Source organism: Alphaproteobacteria bacterium, assembly GCA_019635875.1.
Lineage (GTDB): Bacteria > Pseudomonadota > Alphaproteobacteria > Reyranellales > Reyranellaceae > JAFAZJ01.
On the sequence record JAHBYP010000002.1, the window covers coordinates 511,163 to 530,091 of the forward strand.

Sequence of the window (18,929 nt, forward strand, 5' to 3'; positions counted from 1 at the left end):
GGCCGCCTAGCACTAGGGCCGTTCGCGAACCTCGGCGGATCCGCAGGGAAGACATGGCAGTTCAACCGATGATCGGCGCAAGGCTGGCGATGACGATCGCACTGGCCGTTGGGCCTGCGACGGCGATGGCCCAGGGTTTCGGGACCTCGCCCACCCCGACCACACCGACGGCACCGGCCCCGCCGCCCAAGTCGTTCAACCTGCCGTCGCCCGCGCCCGCCCCGCCGCCGCAGGATCCTGGCAAGCAGGACGCCGGCAAGGGCAAGACGCATCTGGTCAACGACCTGCAGCCGGCCTTCGACGCCATCAAGGCCAAGGACTGGGCCGGCGCCGAGAGGTTCCTGCTGCCCCGGGCCAACAATCGCGACCCGCGCGCGCAGTTCCTGCTTGGCGCCGAGGTCTACGCCAACCGGGAGTCGAAGCTCTTCGACCTCAAGAAGGCGGTGCCGCTTATCAAGGATTCGGCCGAGCGCGGCTTTGCCCGCTCGATGCTGTTCTACGGCATCACTCATGCCGACGGCGCTGGCGTGACCAAGGACATGGTCGAGGCCTACAAATGGACGGCGCTCGCTTCACGGCGCGGCGTGCCCGAGGCCGGCCAGTTCCTCTCCGCCATGGCCAAGGACATGACGCCCGACCAGATCGAGCGCGCCAAGGCCGCAGCCGACAACTTCACCCCACGCCGCTGATGGCCTCCGGCCGCCTTTCCCGCGCCATGGCGCTGGCATGGCTGCTGGCACTCACCGCCGCTGCGGCGTCGGCGCAGGACAAGCCGGCCGGACTGGCCAGCGCCATCGCCGCCGCTCAACGCGGCGACGCTGCGACGGCCGAGCCGGTTCTGCGCGCCCTGGCGGTCGACGACGACGAGGCGGCCGCCTGGCTCGGGATCCTGCTGGTGCAGCGCGGCGACGAAGCCAGCGTCGGCGAGGGCATGATCCTGCTGCGCCGCGCTGCCTTCGCCGGCAATGCGCGCGCCAAGTTCGGGCTGGCCTTCCAGTACCTCACAGGTGCCGGCACCAATCGGGACGACATCGAGGCCTCCCGGCTGTTTCGCGAAGCGGCCGAGGGCGGCATCGCCCGGGCCGCGTACAACCATGGCCTGATGCATGCCCACGGCCGCGGCGTGCCGCACGATCCGGCGCAGGCCCTGATGTGGTACGAGCGCGCGTCGAAGGCCGGCGATCCGTACGGCACCTACGCCTGGGCGCGCGCCCTGGAGACCTCGCCGCAGGCGGCACAGCGCTGGGGCGAGATCGCGCCGCTGTATCTGAGCGCCGCCAAGGCCGGCCATCTGCCGGCAGCGGTGCGCTATGGCGCCATGCTGCTGGAGGGTCGCGGCGTCAGCCGCGACCGCGCGCGCGCCGAGTTCTGGCTGCGCCACGCCGCCGATCATGGCTTCCCCGAAGCGGCGCTGCTGATGGGTGACCTGTTCGGCCAGATGACCATGGGTCGGAGCGGCAGGCAGCAGGAGGAGGTCGCCAAGGCGGCAGCCTCCTGGTACCTGCGCGCCGCCGAGGCCGGGGTGGCGATGGCCCAGGCCAAGCTGGGCAACTGCTACTTCGCCGGCGCCGGCGTGCCGCGCGATTTTCCGACGGCGCAGCGCTGGTATCGCCGGGCCGCCGAGCAGGGCTTCGCAGACGCGCAGTATGTGCTGGGCATCTGGCTCAGCGGTGGTGTCGCCGGCACCACGGATCCGGTCGATGGCTATCGCTGGCTGGCGCTGGCCGAGCGCCAGGGTCACAGTAACGCTGCCAAGGTGCGGGCCCGTGCCGCCGAGAAGCTGACTCCGGACCAGATCGAGCGCGCCGAGCACGCGGCGCTGTCGTTCACGCCCAGGCCCGAACACGTTGCCCACGCCGACGACGAAGCACCGATCCTACGCCCGCCGACCAAGGTGCCGTAGCGGCATATTCTTGACTTGTATTATTATGGCTCCCTAGTATGCGCCTCGATGACAATCATGGGTTGAAGATGCGCGAGCCATTCCGGGAGCTGGGCCATCGCATCAAGGGCCTGCGCAAGCAGAAGGGCCTGACCCAGCAGGAATTTGCCGCCAGGCTGGGCGTCACCCAACCCACCGTGCATCGGTGGGAAAAGGGCGCTTTCACCCCCGACGACAAAATGCTCGAGGTGCTGTCCGACATGGCGGGCGTGCCGACGGCGGTGTTCCGCTACGGCGAGATCCGCGTCGGTCGGCGCATGAGTCCGGTGGCAGGCCATGTCGGCGCCGGCGGCGAGGTGCTGATGATCGGCGATCCGTCGCCCGGGGCCGGCACTGAGGAGGTGGAGGCGCCGCCGGACTCGGGGCTTTCCATGGTGGCGTTGAAGGTGCGCGGCGATGCATTGCTGCCGGCCTACGCCGACGGCGACATCCTGTTCTACGGACGCGATCCCGGGCTGGGCGGCGTCGATCCGGCGACCTGCGTCGGCCGCGAGTGCGTCGTGAAGCTGGTCAACGGACCCACGCTGGTGAAGCGCCTCGCCGTGGGCGGCGGACGTAATACCTACCTGCTGATGTCGTTTGTCGCCGAGCCGATCGTCAACGTCCGGCTCGAATGGGCGAGCCCGGTCCGCTGGGTCAAGCGGCGCTGAAGGCTACTTCTTCGGGCAGCTCGGCGGACGCCAGACACCGGTCATCCCGGGCGGCGGACACGGCGTCGATGCCGCCAGCGCCTGACGGTCGAGTCGCAGGAGGGTCGGCGTCGTATAGACGGCACCGGCGGCGAGCCCGAGCCTCGCGAGCGCACGACGGCGGGACACGGAGACGTCCTCGCGTGGCGACGGCGTAGCAGTTTCGGTGGTTTCTGGAACGTTATGCATAAACACCCATCCCCAGGCCCATATGACTTGGAATTATGGGCGGAACTATATCAGGCCGAGTGCAGCTTGGCTAGCCACTCCTCGTCATATCCCTGACGAAAACAGGACTAAGTCAGTGGCATTGAGCGACGATCCTCTTGGCCGACCCGAGGTCACCCAGGCGGTGACGCGCGGTGCCGCGCGCTGGCTGCGCCAGCGCCGCCTGTCGCCGATCCTCGAGGTGCCGCTGGCCGACGGCCGGCGCGCCGACATCGTGGCCGTGGGCGACGCCGCCGAGATCGTCATTGTCGAGGTGAAATCCAGCCTCGAGGATTTCCGGGTCGACACCAAATGGGGCGACTACCTCGCCTGGTGCGACCGCTTCTATTTCGCGACGCCCGCCACCTTCCCCCTGGAACTGCTGCCCGTCGAAACCGGCGTGATCCTCGCCGACGCCTTCGGTGCCGAGCTGCTGCGCGACGATCTGCGCCCGCCGGACGCCACCAGGCTGTCGGCAGCACGGCGCAAGGCGTTGCTGGTGCGCCTGAGCCGGCTGGCCGGCGAGCGCCTGCAGCGCTTGGCCGACCCCGCCTTCACCGCGCTTGACGGCGCCTGAGGGGTCAGGCGCCGCCCAGGCGGCGGATGGTGGCCGTGGTGCTGTGGCCCTCGGCCAGCGCCGCCAGCACGATCCGGCCGCCCCAGCTTTCGACAAGGTCGGCGCCGACCACCGTCTCGCGCGTATAGTCGGCGCCCTTCACCAGCACGTCGGGCCGGATCGCCTCGATCAGCCCGAGCGGCGTGTCCTCGGTAAACACCGTCACCAGGTCGACATCGGCCAGCGAGGCCAGCACTGTGGCGCGGGCCGTCTCGCCATTGACCGGCCGACCTGCGCCCTTGAGCCGGCGCACTGAGTCATCGCTGTTGAGCCCGACGACCAGCCGATCGCAGGCCGCGCGCGCCTGGCGCATCAGCGAGACGTGGCCGGGATGCAGAAGATCGAAGCAGCCATTGGTGAAGCCGACCTTCAGGCCGGCCTGGCGCCAGCGCGCCACCTCGTCACGCAGCCGCGCGAGGTCGGCGATCTTGGAGGCGTGTGGATCGGTACCACCGCCGCCCAGCAGCCCGCGCGCCAACTCGGCCAGCGAGCAGGTTGCGGTGCCCAGCTTGGCCACGACGAGTGCGGCGGCAACATTGGCCAGCGACGCGGCGTCCTCGCCGGTCAGCCCGCCGCCCAGCGCGGCGGCGAAAGTGGCGATCACCGTGTCGCCGGCGCCCGAGACGTCGAACACCTCGACCGACCGCGCCGGCACATGCAGCGCCGCACCGCCGGCGCGCACCAGCGACAGGCCCTGCGCCCCGCGCGTCGCCAGCACGTGCTCGAGACCCAGCCGGGCGATCAGGGCACGCGACGCCGCCTCGATCTCGGCATCGCTGCCGGCCGGCATGCCGGTGGCGTCGGCGAGCTCGTGGCGATTGGGCGTCAGGGAGGTCGCGCCGGCGTAGACGCCGTAGTCGCGGCCCTTGGGATCGACGATCACCGGCCGGCCGGCCGCGCGCGCCGCGCCGATGATGTCGCGCGCCACGCCTTCGGCCAGCACGCCCTTGCCGTAATCCGAGAGGATCACGACGTCGCATTCGGCCAGCGACGGCGCCACGCGCGCCAGCAGGTTCTGCCGCGCCGTGGCCGACAGCGGTGCCGCCAGCTCGCGATCCGCCCGCAGCAATTGCTGCGCGCCGCCGATGAAGCGGTTCTTCACCGTGCTGACGCGCCCGGACTCGATTACCAGCTGCGCCTCGATGGCGCGCTCCTCGCCCATCAGGCCGGCGATCTCGCGTCCCGCGGTGTCGCCGCCGGCGGCGGTGGCGAAGATCGCCTGCGCGCCCAGCGCCGCCAGGTTGCGCGCGACGTTTCCGGCGCCGCCCAGCATCGCGCTCTCGCGCTCGATGCGCAGCACCGGGATCGGCGCTTCCGGCGAGATGCGCTCGACGGTGCCGTAGATGTAGCGGTCGAGCATGACGTCGCCGACCACCAGCACGCGCACCGAGCCCAGCGCCGGCAGGCGGGCGAACAGCGCATCGGTGTCGATCATGGCTCGCCGCCCGCCAGGCCAAGCGCGATCTCGACCGCACCGCACAGCATCTGACCCAGCGTGAGGTGCATCTCCTGGATGCGCGCCACGGTCGGTGACGGCACGATCAGGCAGGGATCGGCCACGCCGCGCAGTTCGCCGCCGTCGCCGCCGCCCAGCGCCACCGGCACCAGCCCCTGGCCGCGGGCCTGCGAGAGGCCCTGGAGCACGTTGCGGCTGCGGCCGGATGTCGAGATGCCCATGGCGATGTCGCCCGGCCGGCCCAGCGCCTCGATCTGGCGCGCGAAGACGCGCTCGAAGCCCAGATCGTTGCCGGCGGCGGTCAGCGTCGCGGCCTCGGCGGTCAACGCCATCGCCGGCAGGGCGCGGCGGTCGGCGCGATAGCGCACGGAGAATTCGCTGGCGATGTGCTGGGCGTCGGCGGCGCTGCCGCCATTGCCGAAGATCATCAGCTTGTGGCCGTCGGCGAAGGCGCGGGCGCAGACCTCGACGAGGCGCGCGAAATCCTCGCGCAGCGCGCGCCGCGTCTCGGCGGCGACGGCGAGATGCTCGTCGAGCTCGCGGGCCCAGTAGGCGTCGAGGGATCGCAGGCGCTGGCGCAGTGTCGCGTGGGCGTCGTCAGGCACGGCGACGATTGTGAATCAAAGGCGAGGCCATATCCACCTCGGCAATGCGATGGCAGGATGCGGGTCGAATGTCCCGACGACGCGCCTACCGTTTCGCCGCCCTCGACAACGCCTGGATCCACGTCGACAGCGATGCGGCGCTGGAGCCCTTCCATCGCCGATTCCTCGCCCTGTGGCCGATGGTCGAAGGCAACGGTGCTCCGCCCGACATCGTCATCCAGGCGCTGGCCGACGACCTCGATGCCTACGTGCTGCGTCACCCCGCCCTGCCCGAAGGCAGCCTGCGCGTTGCCAGCGCCGAGGAGGCGGCCAATCAGATCGTTTCGCTGCTGGTGGCCGAGGCGATCGAGCGCTCGCCGCGCCTGGTCTCGCTGCACGCCGGCGCAGCGCGCGTCGGCGACGGGCTGATCGTGCTGCCCGGCGACTCGATGAGCGGCAAGAGCACCTTGTCCCTGCAGCTCGCGGCGCGCGGAGCGCGCTTCGTCGCCGACGACCGCCTGCTGGTCGGCGACGGCGCCGCGCTGGGGGGCGAGGGCGGTCCCGCCGGCGTCGCGCTCGGCCTGACGCCGCGCGTGCGCCTGCCGATCCATCCCGCCGCCGGAGCCGACTATATCGCGTTCATCGAGCGCCATATGACCGTCGAGCACCACGACGAGGATGGTGCCGCGATCATCGCCACGGTCGATCCGCAGAGCATCGGCGGCGCGCCGTTCGGCGAGATCGCGCCGCTGTCGGCGATCGTCGTGCCGCGCCGCGTCGAAGGCGACGAGAGCGCGCTCGATTTGCGGCCATTGCCGCGCGGCCAAGCGGCGCTGGCGCTGCTTCGCCAGGCGGCGACGCCGGCGGTCGATGCCGCCGAGCTGGTCGGCATGATGGGCTCGCTGGCCGCCGGCGTAACCTGCTGGTCGCTGGCCTACGGCTCCAGCGCCCGCGCCGCCGACCGACTGATGCGCCCGCTTGGCGGTTGACCCGGACCCCGCTCGCACCCGACAAACCGCTATGGCTCTGCTGCAGCGCAATCCCGACATGACCGTCACGACGATGGAGGACGGCACCTTCGTCGTCGATCCGGCGACGCAGGCGATCTTCTATCTCGACACCCTGGCGGGCGGCGTATGGACCGCGCTCGCCGAGCCGATGAGCGCGGCCGATCTCGAGGCGCTACTGATCGATGCGTTCCCCGATCTGCCGCGCGAGACCATCGCCGCCGACCTTGCCGCCCTGCTGCGGACCATGGCCGAGCGCGGCCTGCTGCTCACGACGGGCTGAGCCGCGCCTCCGGCGGAATGCCGTCGCCGCGGCGCAGCAGCCCGCGCAGGCGGCGCAGGTTGAGGGCCACGAAGGTGGCGGGCTCGCGCGCCAGCAGGGCTTCGCGGGCCAACAGGCCGGCGGCGCCCGGATCGCGCGGGAACATCGCCAGCCAGTCGGCCAGCATTCGCGTGAAGGCCCGGCCGGGCAGCCCGGTGGGCCGCCGTGACAGGTCCGGCGGCACCAGAGCCTGCGGCAGGCCGAGTGCCACCATCAGCGCCAGGGTGGCATTGAGCGCCGGCATCAGCGCCGCGCGGCTGCCGCGCCGCTCGATCTCCCGCCAGTCGAGAACGCCGTCGTGGCGCATCAGCAGCCGCGACAGATCGATCACCTTGGACAGGGTGGGCGCAAAGAAGCGATCCTTGGCGATGTTGGAGACGGCGATCAGCAGGGCGTGCTCGGGCGAGGGTGCGGTGAAGCTGCCATGGGCATAGGCGATCCGGCGGGCCGCCTTGCGCACGTCGTCGGCCGGCAGGCCGTCGTGCAGCGGCCAGGAATCGGCCTCGACGTGCAGGTCGATGTTGCACAGCCCATCGGGCGAGAAGAACGGCACGAAGCTGGCGTCAGAGACGAATCCCCATCGCCGCCGGCCGTCGGCGGCGAAGGCATAGCTGCGCTTGCCGAACAGGTCGATGACCGGCGCCAGCTGGTCGCGCCGCAGCAGCACGTCGAGATCGCCCGAGATGCGTGCGGCGGGCTCGCCGTAGAGGGCGTGGGCATGGGCGAAGCCCTTCAGCGCCACGGGCTCCAGTCCGGCATCCTGCATCAGGCGAACGGCCTCGGCCTGGGCGCCAAGCGTCAGCCGTGCCACCATCAAGGCCTGCCGGGCGACCACCGGGTCGATCGGCGCGGGCATCCCCGACGTGATCAGTGGCTCCAGAAGACTCGCCACCCAGGCGGGCGACAGCCGCCGGGCGAGGCGCTGCCCCAGGAACGAGAGGCCGGCTTCCGTCGGCGGCGACGCGGGCGGCTTGCCGGTCAGCAGCACCGCCCAAAGCGCTCGCGCGGCAGCCTCGATGCCCTCCATCGACTCCATCCCGGATCATCCCTGCGTCGCCAGAGGCCCCCGTCAAATGACGCGCCATTGCCCGTATGTTACAGTGACACCTTAACATACCGACGCCACCGGAGCGGGTTCCGACCCGAGATGACCAACCTCGTCTTTTGGCTGCTGATCGCGACGGTGGCGATCGCACCCCTGCCCTTCGCCTCGAACCGGCCGCTGCCCTGGAGCGTGCTGTCGGCGATCGTCGCCGTGCTGCTGGTGCTGTGGGGCGTCGACCGCATCCGTGCCGTCCTGCGGGGCGGCGCGACGGTCATGATGCCGTCCTCGGCCTCGACCGACGGGCCGCCACCGCCCGCACCGGCGGCAGTGGTGATCGACCGCATCGCCCTGGTGTTCGCGGCCGTCTTCGGCGCGCTCATCGTCTGGTACTGGTTCCAGACCTCGCCGGCCAGCGCGGGGCTGGCGCATCCCGCCTGGGCCGAGGCGGCCCGCGCGCTGGGTGAGCCGCTCAATGGTGCCATCGCGCTCGATCCCGGCGTCGGCGCGCACCAGGCAATGAAGCTTCTGGCCTATGGCGGCGTGTTCTTCCTCGCATTCATGCTCTGCCGCGACCGCCAGCGCGCGCGTTGGGCTTTCATCGTGCTCGCCGCCGTCGGGCTGGCCTATGCCGCCTATGGCCTGTTCGCGATGTTCGCCGGCTACAAGACGATCCTCGGCATCGTGCCCTCGGCCTATTCGCGCAGCGTCACCTCGACCTTCATCAACCGCAACTCCTACGCAACCTATGGCGGGCTCTGCGTCATCATCGCCATGGCGCCGCTGCTGTCGGAGCTGCGCCGCGTGATGCGCAGCGGCACCTCGCCGATCGCCATGCTGCGCACGGTGTCGGAGGAAGCCACCCCGGTCTTCTACATCTCGGCGCTGGCGATCGCGACCGGTGTCATGGCGGTGATCCTCACCGGCTCGCGCGCCGGGGTCGCCAGCCTGCTGCTGGGCTTCGCCGTGTTCGGGGTGGGCATGCTGATCGTGCGCATCCTCAGTCTGCGCGCCTTCCTGGCGCTGATCGGCGCCGGCGGCCTATTCGTGGCGGCGGCGCTGGTGATCAGCGGCGGCTTCCTCGCCGAACGCGTCAGCGACGGCATGGAGCACGACGCGCGCTGGGTGCTGTTCGAAATCGGCCGCCAGGTCGCCGGCGAGCGGCCGATGGTCGGCCACGGGCTGGGCGGCTTCCCGGCGGCATTCAACGGCGCGCTGCACGCCCCGCCCGGGTTCGACGCCTATGTCGACTTCGCGCACAATTCCTATCTCGAGCTCGCCGTCGAGGGCGGCATCCCGGCCCTGCTGATCAGCCTGGCGCTGGCCGGCATGGCCGTGGGCATCTGCGTCACAGCCCTGTTCTCGTGCTCTCGCGGCACCAGCTTCGCGATCGCCGCCATAGCCGGCGCGGCGCTGATCGCCGGCCACTCGATGGTCGACTTCTCGCTGCAGATGCCGGCGGTGGCGGTGACCTTCATGCTGATGCTGGGCGTCGCCTCGGCGCAGTCGCTGGCCTCGGAGCGCGTCGGCCGCGAGGTTTCGGCAACCGAGACCGAGCCGGCGCCCGAACAGCCGCGCAAGAAGCGGCGGCGCCGGCGCCGCGGCAGCGATCGGCCGGCCTTTGCCGACGATTCGGTGACGCCACCGCCGGAGTTCGACCTGCCCTGGATGCGGCCAGGCGCCGCCGCCACCAGCGTGCCGCGGGAGTTCGTCACACCCGCGCCCCAGGTGCCGCTGGCACTGGAGCGCGGCTCGACAGGGCTGTCGGATGTCCTGCCCGACGCGCTGCACCGCCAGCCCGAACCGCGCGAAGGATCGCTGGGACCGATGTTCTCCCCTGCCGCCAGGCACTGGGGCGATGCCGACGGCGTTGCGCCCAAGCGCGAGACCACGGTGGCGCAGGACGAGGCCGTCGCCGCCGATGGCGGCACCGAGTCCTACAAGGCCGCGCTGGCGCGCTGGCAGAGCCTGCGTCAGGCCGCCGCCACGCCGGCTCGCCCGGTGACGACGCCGACACCGCCGGATCAACCGACCCCGCCCGAGGTGTGGACCGGCCTGGGCACCACGCCGCCAGCCGACGACCTCGCCCACGCCGCGACCGAGGAATTGCCGCCGATCGTCGATGCCACTGCGCCGCAGCCGCCAATGCCGCCGGCCTGGCCGGGCGAAGCACGGCAGCCAGGTGCCGAGTCCGCGCCGCCGCAGGACACGCCCGACGATCCGCCGGGCAACGTCGTGCGTCTGCCGCTTTCGCGCCGGCCGTAGACCGCGCGGCGATCCTCGCGCACGATGCCGCCCGCCAACGATGCAGGGGGACATCGTGAAGATCACCAGCGTTGAATCCATCCTGCTCGCCATCCCCTACGAGGATCATGGCGGACTCTGGCGACTGGCCGGCGCGCACAAGCAGTTCCAGACCCTGCTGGTGCGCATCGACACCGACCAGGGCATCAGCGGCTGGGGCGAAGTCTTCACCAAGAACGGCGAGCTGGCGCTGAAGGCGGTGTTCGACACCCACCTCGCACCCGCCCTGATCGGTCGTGACGCCACGCAGATCAACCTCATCAAGCGCGACCTCGAGCGGCTGCATCACAATTTCGGTCGCGTCGGCCTGGTCGCCTTCTGCGTCTCCGCCGTCGATCTGGCGCTGTGGGACATCCTCGGCAAGTCAGCCGGCCTGCCGCTCTATCGCCTGCTGGGCGGCAGCGCGCGCCACGAGCTGCCGCTCTACGCCAGCATGGTGCGCTACGGTTCCGGTCCCGCCGCAGGCAAGGCGTGCGAGCGGCTGGCGCGCGAAGGCTACGGCGCGCTGAAGCTGCACGAGGTGCTGGTCGAGACGGTGGGCGCCTCGCGCGCCGCCATCGGCCCCGACGTGGCGCTGATGCTCGACACCAACTGCCCGTGGACGCTCGCCGAGGCGAAGCGCAACGCGAAGCTGATGGAGCCGCACGACCTGCTGTGGCTGGAAGAGCCGACCTGGCCGCCGGAGAACGTGCAGGCGCTGGCCGCGCTGCGCCGCTCGACCAGCATCCCGATCGCCGCCGGCGAGAACGCCGGCAGCCTCGCCGACTACCGCATCATGTTCGAGGCCGGCGCTGTCGACATCGTGCAGCCGGACATCGCCAAGGCGCACGGCCTGTCCGAGGCGATTCGCATCGCCGCGCTGGCCGACGCCTTCGACGTGCAGTTCATGCCGCACTGCTTCATGATCGGTGCCGGCTACGCCCACACGATCCATCTCGCCGCCGCGCTCAACGTGCCGCTGCTCGAACGCCTGGCGGTCGATCTCGCGGCCGAGCCGATGGGCGAGGTGGTGAAACCGAAGAACGGCAAGGTCGCGGTGCCGCAGGGGCCCGGCCTGGGCTGCGAGCCGGACGCCGATGCGATCCGGCTGTATCGCGTGGGATAGGTTGGACGTCGAACATGTCGCTCCGGACCGCCAACCTGCCCGAGGCACTCAAGCGTGAAGTCGAAAAGCTCTCGCCCGAAAACCGGCTGCTGCTCGCCGATGCCATTTGGGATGAAATCGAGGCCGAGTTCGAGATCGCCCCGCCCGAACTGACACCAGAACATCGCGCAATCCTCGAAGCACGAAGCGCGGAGCTTGATGCAAGTCCTAACGCCCCCCGCAAATCGCTCGATGAGATTCTGGCCAAGCACGGCTTCAATCGGTAGCGGCTGACACCTCTGCAATCCCGATCGTAGCCAGGGATTCAGGACCGCCCCGGATTCCTCGCTGCGCTCGGGATGACAGTCTGATCACGCTCGCGTGCGCCGCAATCAGGAGCGCGACGTCACGACGCGATCGACCATCGCTGGCGCGATGCCGAGGTAGTTCGACGGATCACAAAGCTTCGCCAGCGCTGTGCGATCGAGGTGCTTGGTCACCGCCTCGACCTTGAGCAGCGCGTCGAGCAGCGGTGTGCCGTGTTCAGAGGCCTCGCGGCAGGCGTCGTAGACGACGTCGTGCGCCTGCTGGCGGCCGATGTGTGGTGCGAGGCCCATCATCACGGCCTCGGCGACGATCAGCCCTGAGGTGATGTCGAGGTTCCTGCGCATGCGCGCGGTGTCGACGATCAGGCCGCCCAGCATGAACTTGGCCTGATGCAGCGCGCTCGCGGTGGCGAGGCAGGCCTCGGGGATCGCCGCCCACTCGGCGTGCCACGGGCCGGTGGCGCGCTCGAAGTCGGTGACCAGCGCGTCGATCATCAAGCCGGCCTGCTGGCGCGCGATCTTGGCGGCGGCGAGGATCAGCTCGCTGGAGATCGGGTTGCGCTTCTGCGGCATGGTGCTCGACGCGCCACGACCGTGCACGAAGGGCTCGAAGACCTCGCCGTACTCGGTCGACATCATGATCATGGTATCGAGCGCGATCTTGCCCAAGGTGCCGCAGATCAGCGCCAGGGCGTTGACCGCCTCGGCGAAGCCGTCGCGCGCGACGTGCCAGGTGGCGGCGGGCTCGGCGAGGTTGAGCTCGCGCGCCAGCTCGCGCTGGACCGCCAGACCCTTCTCGCCGATGGAGGCCAGCGTGCCGGCGGCGCCGGCGAATTCGACGACTTCGACGCGCGGGCGCAGTTGCTTCAGGCGTTCGGCGTGCCGGTCCATCGCCGCCAGCATCACCGCCACCTTGAAGCCGAATGTCACCGGCAGCGCCTGCTGCAGATGGGTACGGCCGGCCATCGGCGTGTCGCGATGCTTGCGCGCGAGATCGGCCATGACGGTGCGCAGCACATCGACGTCGGCGGCGACGATGTCGAGGGCGGCGCGCAGCTGCAGCGCCGTCGCCGTGTCCATGATGTCCTGGGTCGTGGCGCCCCAGTGCACGTAGCGCCCGGCCTCGCCACACATCTTCGACAGCTGCGCGACGACCGGCAGGATCGGGTAGCCGACATTCTGTGTCTCGCGCTCCAGCCGATCGAAGTCGAGCTTGCCGGCATCCGCGGTACGGGCGATCGCCTCGGCGGCATCGGCCGGGATCACGCCGGCGCGGGCCTCGGCCCTGGCCAGCGCCACCTCGACCTCGACATAGCGCGCGATCAGGGTGCGATCGTCGAACACCGCGCGCATCGCCGCGGTACCGAACATGTCGCGAAACAGGATCGACTCGAAAACCGTGCTGCCCATGTCCCTTCCCCGATACGCGCGGCGGCACCTTGCCGATGGCCAGCCATCACGTCCAGCCGGCCAGTGGCACAGTCGTCATGTTTCTGATAGAATTCTTACTAATCTGCATGGGCACGGCGGTGGACGCCGCCGTTGGTCAATCCCGGAACGCCGAGAATGACGTCGGACCGTCGCTTCGCATGGGCGTGGCTTGCCGCCCTGGCTGGATTCCTCGTCGTGTCGCTCTGCGGCGCAGCGTTGCAGGCGCGCGAGGTGCGCATCGCGCTGGTGATCGGCAACAGCGCCTACAGCAATGCCGAGGTCCTGAAGAATCCCGTGAACGACGCAAGGGCGATGGCCACGGCGCTGACGGCGGCCGGCTTCGAGGTCATCCTGCGCGAGAACGCCACGCGCCGCGCCTTCGTCGAGGCGCTGCATGAGTTCGCCGGCAAGGTGCCGCCGGGCGGCGTGGGCCTGTTCTATTTCGCCGGACATGGCCTGCAGGTGCGCGGCGTCAACTACCTGCTGCCGGTCGACGTAGCACTCGCCAACGAATACGACCTCAAATACGAGTCGATCGACGTCAACGACGTGCTCGATCGCCTCGAGGAGTCGCGCGCCCGGCTTAGCCTCGTGGTGCTCGACGCCTGCCGCAACAATCCCTTCACCCGCCGCTTCCGCGCGACGACGCGCGGCCTGGCGCAGACCGACGCGCCGCGCGGCACGGTGATCGCCTACGCCACCGCACCTGGCGACACCGCCGCCGATGGCGACGGCGACAACGGCGTCTACACGGCGGAGCTGCTCAAGGCCATGGCCGTGCCCGGCTTGACGCTCGAGGAAGTCTTCAAGCGCACCATCGACGGCGTTGCCGCGGCGACCGCGAGCAAGCAGACGCCCTGGGTGAGTTCCTCGTTCCGGGGCGACTTCTACTTCCACCCCGCGGCGGCGGCCGCGACCAACACCGCCCCGGGCGCCGCGCCGTCTGCCGCATCGCCCGAGGCGCTCGAGCTGGCGGCGTGGAGCGCCATCGCCGGCAGCAGCAACCCGGCGATGTTCGAAGTCTTCCTCAAGCGCTTTCCCGATGGCGTCTACGCCGATTTCGCGCGCGCGCGGCTGACCGAGCTGCAGGCCGCGGCTGCCGCGCCCGCGCCGTCATCCGCCGCCACGGACGAGCAGCGGGAAATGGCGCTCAAGCTCAGCGAGCTCGATCGTCGCCGCATCCAGGCGGCGCTGACCACCCAGGGGTTCGACACCATGGGCACCGACGGCGTGCTGGGGCCGCGGTCGCGGCAGATGATCGCCAACTGGCAGCGCGCCCGCGCCGAGTCGCCGACCGGCTTCCTGACCGCGGCGCAGGCGGCGCTGCTGTCGAAGGACGGCGATGCCGCCCTGGACAGGCTCGAGGAGGAGCGGCGCAAGGCGGCACCGCAGATATCCTCCGTCGCGCCCGCCGGTCCGACGACCTCGTTCGAGGGCCGCTGGGCCGGCCAGGTCTGCCGCAACGACGCCTGCCGGCCGGCCAACATGCAGATCGCAAAGAACCGGCTGAGCGGCGTGGCTGTCGGCAAAGGCTCGCCACAGACGCTGGATGGCGCCATCGAGGCGGATGGCCAGGTGCGCATGCGCTACGCCGGAATCGCACCGCCCGGCACGCCGCGCGCCGGCAATCCCTTCGACCACACGCTGACCGGCAGGATCGAGGGCGACACGCTGACGGCGAGTTCCAACTATCCCGGCGGCGTGACGTTTCGTCTGACGGCGCGCCGACTGCCCTGAGGCCGGGTGCCGGGGCGTCAGTCGAAATCCTGCGCCAGCGCCGCGCGCACGGAGTCGGGCATCAGCGCCATGTGGCCGTAATTCTCGTGCGTGAAGCCCACCACGATCTCCGTCCCGGGCGCGCGGAACTTGGCGATCTGCTCCGGCGTGAACGGGAAGTGCACGAACTGCACCGATGAGGCCTTGCCGTCGGCACGGGTGCGCTCCTGGTCGTCCTCGGCCGCGCCCTTCACGGTCTCGCCGGCGAAGCGGATGACCATGGTGTGCTCGATGCCGCCCAGGCCCGCCAGCACCCGCGCGCGGCGCACCGGGTCGTCGATCTCCAGCATCACCGTGGCGGTGAGCTCGCGGCCGTCGGGGATCAGCGGATTGTAGGCGGCGAGCTCGTCCGGCACCTGCTGCGCGCCGCCCTTCTCGATGTAGAGCATCTCCTGCACCTGGTGCAGCATGGTGTCGAAGCTCTCGAAGTAGAAGGTCGCGAACGGCCCAACCTCGAGCCGCCGGTTCTTCTTCAGCGCCGTGATCGCCGAGCGCCGCTCGGCGCGGATCTTCACGTAGTCGGGCAGCGGCAGGATGTCGGCTTCGGTGATCTTGCGCATGGTCTTCAGTTCGGTGACTTGCGGATGCGGTTGGGGTGCAAGTGTTCGATGACCTTGTGAACGGCGATACCCAGGGAAGTATCGGGATTGTCGGCACAATATTTGCCCACCATCCCGTACATGCTCTCCGGAGTCGTGTTACCGACGATGTGATAGTTGTCCGGCGTCGCACGGTTGAGCGCCGTGACATAGCCGGCCATCCACGTGTGCGCGAAGAGCTTTTGCTGATCGGTCGCCTGGGAGTACTGCTGGCACTTCACGCTGCCTGCACCGATGATGTGATAGCGGCCGTTGGGATCCGCGGCATGCGCACCGGCAGCCACCAGCGAGAAAACCAGAGCGCACACCAAATCTGAAACCCTCATCGTTTCCTCCTCCGCTACATCAATCCGTAAGCCTTGGCGAACAGCTCGATCGGATGGTGTGGCCGGGACGGCTTCGGCGGCTCGTCCTCGGCGGTCAGCTGCATCACCTGCAGCAGGTGATCCGCCGCCAGCGGGCATTCCGAGGCGACGAAGGGTGTGTTGTTGCGCAACGCCTGCTGCGCCGCCGGCCTGCCGACCTTGACCGCGACGTCGAAATTCTCGGTGCGTGAGCCCCAGATGCCGCCATGGCCCGAGCAGCGCTCGACCACCGCGACGCGCGTCTTCGGCACCAGGCGCAGCATCTCGGCCGCCTTGGCGCCCATGTTCTGCGCCCGCGAATGGCAGGCGAGATGCACCGTGACGCCGCCCTCCAGCGCTGTGAGGCCGGGCGCTAGGCCCTCCTTCTTGGCGATGTCGACGACGTATTCGCTGATGTCGAACGTCGCCTGCGACAGGCGCTTGACGTTGGCATCGTCGGGCACGATCAGCGGCCATTCGAACTTCAGCATCAGCGCGCAGGACGGCGTGAGCGCGATCACGTCGTAGCCCTTGTCGACCCAGGTCAGCAGCTCGGCCGAGACCTTGCGCGAGGCCGTGGCTACGGCTTCGAGATCGCCGAGCTCCAGCTTGGGCATGCCGCAGCAGGCCGGATGCGCCACCTCGGTCTCGACGCCCAGCCGGGCCAGCACCGCGCGCGAGGCCTGGCCGATATCGGTGTTGTTGAAGTTCACGAAGCAGGTCGCGTAGAGCACCGCCTTGCGCTTGCCAAAGGCCGGCGCCTCGCGATTGACCGCCACGCTCTCGCGCCGCGCGCGATTGAGCAGCGTCTCGTCGGCGTAGCGCGGCAGGCGCGCACCGTGATGGATGCCGGCGACCTTCTCCAGCACGCGGCGCGTGCCGGCGTTCTTTTCGTCGGTCGCCCAGTTGGCGACGCCCGAGACGATGTTGGCCAGCTTGCCGTTGCGGTCGGTCTCGGCGAGCTGGCGCTCGATGAAGCCGGCGCCGCCCTTCTTCCTCGCCTCGACTGCACGGTGGCGCAGCATCAGATGCGGGAAGTCGAGCGCCCATTCGTGCGGCGGCACGTAGGGACACTTGGTCATGAAGCACAGGTCGCACAGCGTGCAGGCCTCGACGACCCTGCCGAAATCCTCGTGCCTCACGCCGTCGAGCTCGCCGCTCGGGCTGTTGTCGACCAGATCGAAGAGGCGCGGGAAGGAGTCGCAGAGATTGAAGCAGCGGCGGCAGCCGTGACAGATGTCGAATACCCGCTCCATCTCCTTCTGAAGCTTGGCCTCGTCCCAGAAATCGGCGTCCTGCCAACCCAGGGGATGCCGGGTCGGCGCCTCGAGGCTGCCCTCGCGCATCGATCCTCCGTACGCAACGCCGAACGCCGCCAGACCCCTTGTCATCCCGAGCGTAGCGAGGGATCCAGGCTCACCCTGGATCCCTCGCTACGCTCGGGATGACAGTCTGTGCCGCAGGGCCAACGCGAAAAACGCGACGGGAGCCCAGCCGGCTCCCGTCGTCCTTGCGGTGGTTACGACAGGGTGTCGAGCGCCTTCTGGAAGCGGCCGGCGTGGCTCTTCTCCGCCTTGGCGAGCGTCTCGAACCAGTCGGCGATCTCGCCGAAGCCCTCTTCGCGGGCGGTGCGTGCCATGCCCGGGTACATATCGGTGTACTCGTGCGTCTCGCCGGCGATGGCGGCTTTCAGATTGGCGCCGGTCTCGCCGATCGGCAGGCCGGTCGCGGGATCGCCGACCGCCTCGAGGAATTCCAGGTGGCCGTGGGCGTGGCCGGTCTCGCCTTCGGCGGTCGAGCGGAACACGGCGGCGACATCGTTGTAGCCCTCCACATCGGCCTTCTGGGCGAAGTACAGGTAGCGCCGGTTGGCCTGGCTCTCGCCAGCGAACGCCGCCTTCAGATTGCCCTCGGTCTTCGAACCGCCAAGCTTTGCCATGGTCCTCTCCCTCGTGCTTGCGCCGACAGGGCGCCGTCGCGCCCGGTATAGGAACCGGCCCGCGGGCGGTCAATGATTTTAGAATCTTTCTAAACTGAGAATGAGTTGCAGCCGCAAAACCCTACTTGCGGACGCGCACCACCACGTCGACCCGCTCGATGCGCAGGCCTTCGGGGGCATCCGGCAGCCTGGCCAGCACCACCTGCTCGGCCGGAATGTCGACCAGGACGCTGTCGCCCTCGATGAGGAAATGGTGGTGGGCCGAGACGTTGGTGTCGAAGTAGATGCGGCCCGGCCCGGCCGAAACCTCGCGCAGCAGGCCGGCGGCGGTGAACTGGTTGAGCGTGTTGTAGACCGTCGCCAGCGAGACCTTGGCGCCATCGCGCCGCGCCTCGGCGTGCAGCTGCTCGGCCGTGACATGGCGGTCGCGGCCGTCGCCGAACAGCAGGGTCGCCAGGGCCAGACGCTGCCGCGTGGGCCTGAGCCCCGCGCTGCGCAGCCGGGCCGGAACGGCGTTCTGGGGCGACGTGGTCATCGCCTCGTCATATGCCACCGCGCGGCTCCGATGCCTAGAGGAGCCACCGTGATTTGTCGCCGCGTGATGTCCGGCTTCCACCCTAAGTCTTTGACGGACCGGGAATTGCCATTTGCCACCGCAGCCCTATTTGTTAGAAGCCACGAGGGGTCGCGACATAGATCCCGGCAGCGATTCCCAAAGACCAGCGCGAGATCGACGTGGACGCGATCGTTACCAAGAACAGCTACGGCTACGACGACCTGATCAGGTGTGCCAAGGGCCTGCTCTTCGGCCCCGGCAACGCGCAGCTTCCGCTGCCGCCGATGCTGATGTTCGACCGCATCGTCCATATCGACGACAAGGGCGGCAAGTACGGCAAGGGCGAGATCGTCGCCGAGCTCGACGTCAAGCCCGACCTCTGGTTCTTCCCGGTGCACTTCCAGGGCGATCCGGTGATGCCGGGCTGCCTCGGCCTCGACGCCATGTGGCAGATGGTCGGCTTCTTCCTCGGCTGGCTGAAGGCGCCGGGCAAGGGCCGCGCGCTGGGCGTCGGCGAGGTCAAGTTCACCGGCATGGTGACGCCCTCGATCAAGCGCGTGACCTACCGCGTCAGCATGAAGCGCGTCTTTCTGCGCAAGCTCGTGCTCGGCGTCGCCGATGGCGTGCTCGAAGCCGACGGGCAACCGGCCTTCGAGGTCAGCGACATGAAGGTCGGCTTGTTCCAGCCGCAGGCGGCGGGCTGAG

General features: G+C 69.7%; 20 protein-coding genes. 11 read left to right on the top strand and 9 right to left on the bottom strand.

Annotation, left to right across the window (positions count from 1 at the left end):
- Window positions 1–53 precede the first annotated feature (53 nt).
- The 4 genes from KF889_08615 (at window position 54) to KF889_08630 (ending at window position 3,415) form a co-directional block, all read left to right on the top strand.
- Window positions 54–689: a sel1 repeat family protein gene (locus KF889_08615; GenBank protein MBX3499492.1), complete on the top strand. Its 636-nt coding sequence runs from the start codon at window positions 54–56 to the stop codon at window positions 687–689.
- On the top strand, window positions 689–1,903 hold the full coding sequence (locus KF889_08620) for a sel1 repeat family protein (protein MBX3499493.1): 1,215 nt from the start codon (window positions 689–691) through the stop codon (window positions 1,901–1,903). Before KF889_08615 ends, KF889_08620 begins: the two co-directional genes overlap by 1 nt.
- Window positions 1,904–1,971: 68 nt before the next feature.
- Entirely contained in the window at window positions 1,972–2,592 is a 621-nt protein-coding gene (locus KF889_08625) for a helix-turn-helix domain-containing protein (protein ID MBX3499494.1), read from the top strand.
- A 250-nt stretch (window positions 2,593–2,842) separates the two neighbouring features.
- The gene (locus KF889_08630; protein ID MBX3499495.1) at window positions 2,843–3,415 is read left to right on the top strand and encodes an MmcB family DNA repair protein; all 573 of its coding nucleotides are present in this window, start codon (window positions 2,843–2,845) and stop codon (window positions 3,413–3,415) included.
- Window positions 3,416–3,419: 4 nt separating this feature from the next.
- On the opposite strand, the gene rfaE1 is transcribed toward KF889_08630, so the two are convergent.
- Together rfaE1 and KF889_08640 are read right to left on the bottom strand one after the other, a co-directional pair.
- Entirely contained in the window at window positions 3,420–4,889 is a 1,470-nt protein-coding gene (gene rfaE1 / locus KF889_08635; GenBank protein MBX3499496.1) for a D-glycero-beta-D-manno-heptose-7-phosphate kinase, read from the bottom strand.
- Window positions 4,886–5,479, bottom strand: coding sequence for an SIS domain-containing protein (locus KF889_08640; GenBank protein ID MBX3499497.1), 594 nt, complete (start codon window positions 5,477–5,479; stop codon window positions 4,886–4,888). The genes rfaE1 and KF889_08640 overlap by 4 nt, the downstream gene beginning before the upstream one ends.
- Before the next feature lie 104 nt (window positions 5,480–5,583).
- Here KF889_08640 and KF889_08645 point away from each other — a divergent pair, with 104 nt between their 5' ends.
- Together KF889_08645 and KF889_08650 are read left to right on the top strand one after the other, a co-directional pair.
- Window positions 5,584–6,483, top strand: coding sequence for a hypothetical protein (locus KF889_08645; GenBank protein ID MBX3499498.1), 900 nt, complete (start codon window positions 5,584–5,586; stop codon window positions 6,481–6,483).
- Between the two features lie 31 nt (window positions 6,484–6,514).
- A complete protein-coding gene (locus KF889_08650; GenBank protein ID MBX3499499.1) occupies window positions 6,515–6,784 on the top strand; it encodes a PqqD family protein in 270 nt (89 codons plus the stop codon).
- Here KF889_08650 and KF889_08655 read toward each other — a convergent pair.
- Window positions 6,771–7,859 (bottom strand): nucleotidyltransferase family protein, encoded by a 1,089-nt coding sequence (locus KF889_08655; protein ID MBX3499500.1) that lies wholly within the window; start codon window positions 7,857–7,859, stop codon window positions 6,771–6,773. The two genes, KF889_08650 and KF889_08655, sit on opposite strands and share 14 nt — an antisense overlap.
- A gap of 111 nt (window positions 7,860–7,970) precedes the next feature.
- Here KF889_08655 and KF889_08660 point away from each other — a divergent pair, with 111 nt between their 5' ends.
- From KF889_08660 to KF889_08670, 3 genes are read left to right on the top strand one after another with little or no spacing between them, the layout of a single operon-like run.
- Window positions 7,971–10,130 carry an O-antigen ligase family protein gene (locus KF889_08660; GenBank protein MBX3499501.1) on the top strand — a complete coding sequence of 720 codons (2,160 nt, stop codon included), beginning with the start codon at window positions 7,971–7,973 and terminating at the stop codon, window positions 10,128–10,130.
- 55 nt (window positions 10,131–10,185) lie between these two features.
- Complete coding sequence (locus KF889_08665) at window positions 10,186–11,274, top strand: mandelate racemase/muconate lactonizing enzyme family protein (GenBank protein MBX3499502.1); 1,089 nt, start codon at window positions 10,186–10,188, stop codon at window positions 11,272–11,274.
- Between the two features lie 14 nt (window positions 11,275–11,288).
- The gene (locus KF889_08670; GenBank protein MBX3499503.1) at window positions 11,289–11,540 is read left to right on the top strand and encodes an addiction module protein; all 252 of its coding nucleotides are present in this window, start codon (window positions 11,289–11,291) and stop codon (window positions 11,538–11,540) included.
- A 105-nt stretch (window positions 11,541–11,645) separates the two neighbouring features.
- On the opposite strand, the gene KF889_08675 is transcribed toward KF889_08670, so the two are convergent.
- Window positions 11,646–12,989, bottom strand: coding sequence for an adenylosuccinate lyase family protein (locus tag KF889_08675; protein MBX3499504.1), 1,344 nt, complete (start codon window positions 12,987–12,989; stop codon window positions 11,646–11,648).
- Window positions 12,990–13,145: 156 nt separating this feature from the next.
- On the opposite strand from KF889_08675, the gene KF889_08680 reads away from it, so the two are divergent.
- Window positions 13,146–14,747, top strand: coding sequence for a caspase family protein (locus KF889_08680; GenBank protein ID MBX3499505.1), 1,602 nt, complete (start codon window positions 13,146–13,148; stop codon window positions 14,745–14,747).
- Window positions 14,748–14,764: 17 nt separating this feature from the next.
- Here the strand turns inward: KF889_08680 and KF889_08685 are convergent, their stop codons facing one another.
- The 5 genes from KF889_08685 to KF889_08705 all read right to left on the bottom strand — a co-directional run bounded on the left by KF889_08685 (window position 14,765) and on the right by KF889_08705 (window position 18,203).
- Window positions 14,765–15,346 carry a DUF3501 family protein gene (locus tag KF889_08685; GenBank protein MBX3499506.1) on the bottom strand — a complete coding sequence of 194 codons (582 nt, stop codon included), beginning with the start codon at window positions 15,344–15,346 and terminating at the stop codon, window positions 14,765–14,767.
- Between the two features lie 5 nt (window positions 15,347–15,351).
- Window positions 15,352–15,711, bottom strand: a complete 360-nt coding sequence (locus tag KF889_08690; protein ID MBX3499507.1) for a hypothetical protein — start codon at window positions 15,709–15,711, stop codon at window positions 15,352–15,354.
- Between the two features lie 14 nt (window positions 15,712–15,725).
- Window positions 15,726–17,075 carry a glycerol-3-phosphate dehydrogenase gene (locus tag KF889_08695; GenBank protein ID MBX3499508.1) on the bottom strand — a complete coding sequence of 450 codons (1,350 nt, stop codon included), beginning with the start codon at window positions 17,073–17,075 and terminating at the stop codon, window positions 15,726–15,728.
- 173 nt (window positions 17,076–17,248) lie between these two features.
- Window positions 17,249–17,668 (bottom strand): rubrerythrin family protein, encoded by a 420-nt coding sequence (locus KF889_08700; GenBank protein MBX3499509.1) that lies wholly within the window; start codon window positions 17,666–17,668, stop codon window positions 17,249–17,251.
- Between the two features lie 121 nt (window positions 17,669–17,789).
- Window positions 17,790–18,203 carry a transcriptional repressor gene (locus KF889_08705; protein MBX3499510.1) on the bottom strand — a complete coding sequence of 138 codons (414 nt, stop codon included), beginning with the start codon at window positions 18,201–18,203 and terminating at the stop codon, window positions 17,790–17,792.
- A 209-nt stretch (window positions 18,204–18,412) separates the two neighbouring features.
- On the opposite strand from KF889_08705, the gene fabA reads away from it, so the two are divergent.
- Window positions 18,413–18,928, top strand: coding sequence for a 3-hydroxyacyl-[acyl-carrier-protein] dehydratase FabA (gene fabA, locus KF889_08710; protein MBX3499511.1), 516 nt, complete (start codon window positions 18,413–18,415; stop codon window positions 18,926–18,928).
- The last annotated feature ends 1 nt before the right edge of the window (window position 18,929 follow it).

What these genes read in the sequence shown, in the direction of transcription:
- KF889_08615 (MBX3499492.1), top strand. Translation starts at nt 54, where the DNA reads ATGGCAGTTCAACCGATGATCGGCGCAAGGCTGGCGATGACGATCGCA.
- KF889_08620 (MBX3499493.1), top strand. Translation starts at nt 689, where the DNA reads ATGGCCTCCGGCCGCCTTTCCCGCGCCATGGCGCTGGCATGGCTGCTG.
- KF889_08625 (MBX3499494.1), top strand. Translation starts at nt 1,972, where the DNA reads ATGCGCGAGCCATTCCGGGAGCTGGGCCATCGCATCAAGGGCCTGCGC.
- KF889_08630 (MBX3499495.1), top strand. Translation starts at nt 2,843, where the DNA reads ATGACTTGGAATTATGGGCGGAACTATATCAGGCCGAGTGCAGCTTGG.
- rfaE1 (MBX3499496.1), bottom strand. Translation starts at nt 4,889, where the DNA reads ATGATCGACACCGATGCGCTGTTCGCCCGCCTGCCGGCGCTGGGCTCG.
- KF889_08645 (MBX3499498.1), top strand. Translation starts at nt 5,584, where the DNA reads ATGTCCCGACGACGCGCCTACCGTTTCGCCGCCCTCGACAACGCCTGG.
- KF889_08650 (MBX3499499.1), top strand. Translation starts at nt 6,515, where the DNA reads ATGGCTCTGCTGCAGCGCAATCCCGACATGACCGTCACGACGATGGAG.
- KF889_08655 (MBX3499500.1), bottom strand. Translation starts at nt 7,859, where the DNA reads ATGGAGTCGATGGAGGGCATCGAGGCTGCCGCGCGAGCGCTTTGGGCG.
- KF889_08660 (MBX3499501.1), top strand. Translation starts at nt 7,971, where the DNA reads ATGACCAACCTCGTCTTTTGGCTGCTGATCGCGACGGTGGCGATCGCA.
- KF889_08670 (MBX3499503.1), top strand. Translation starts at nt 11,289, where the DNA reads ATGTCGCTCCGGACCGCCAACCTGCCCGAGGCACTCAAGCGTGAAGTC.
- KF889_08675 (MBX3499504.1), bottom strand. Translation starts at nt 12,989, where the DNA reads ATGGGCAGCACGGTTTTCGAGTCGATCCTGTTTCGCGACATGTTCGGT.
- KF889_08680 (MBX3499505.1), top strand. Translation starts at nt 13,146, where the DNA reads ATGACGTCGGACCGTCGCTTCGCATGGGCGTGGCTTGCCGCCCTGGCT.
- KF889_08685 (MBX3499506.1), bottom strand. Translation starts at nt 15,346, where the DNA reads ATGCGCAAGATCACCGAAGCCGACATCCTGCCGCTGCCCGACTACGTG.
- KF889_08690 (MBX3499507.1), bottom strand. Translation starts at nt 15,711, where the DNA reads ATGAGGGTTTCAGATTTGGTGTGCGCTCTGGTTTTCTCGCTGGTGGCT.
- KF889_08695 (MBX3499508.1), bottom strand. Translation starts at nt 17,075, where the DNA reads ATGCGCGAGGGCAGCCTCGAGGCGCCGACCCGGCATCCCCTGGGTTGG.
- KF889_08700 (MBX3499509.1), bottom strand. Translation starts at nt 17,668, where the DNA reads ATGGCAAAGCTTGGCGGTTCGAAGACCGAGGGCAATCTGAAGGCGGCG.
- KF889_08705 (MBX3499510.1), bottom strand. Translation starts at nt 18,203, where the DNA reads ATGACCACGTCGCCCCAGAACGCCGTTCCGGCCCGGCTGCGCAGCGCG.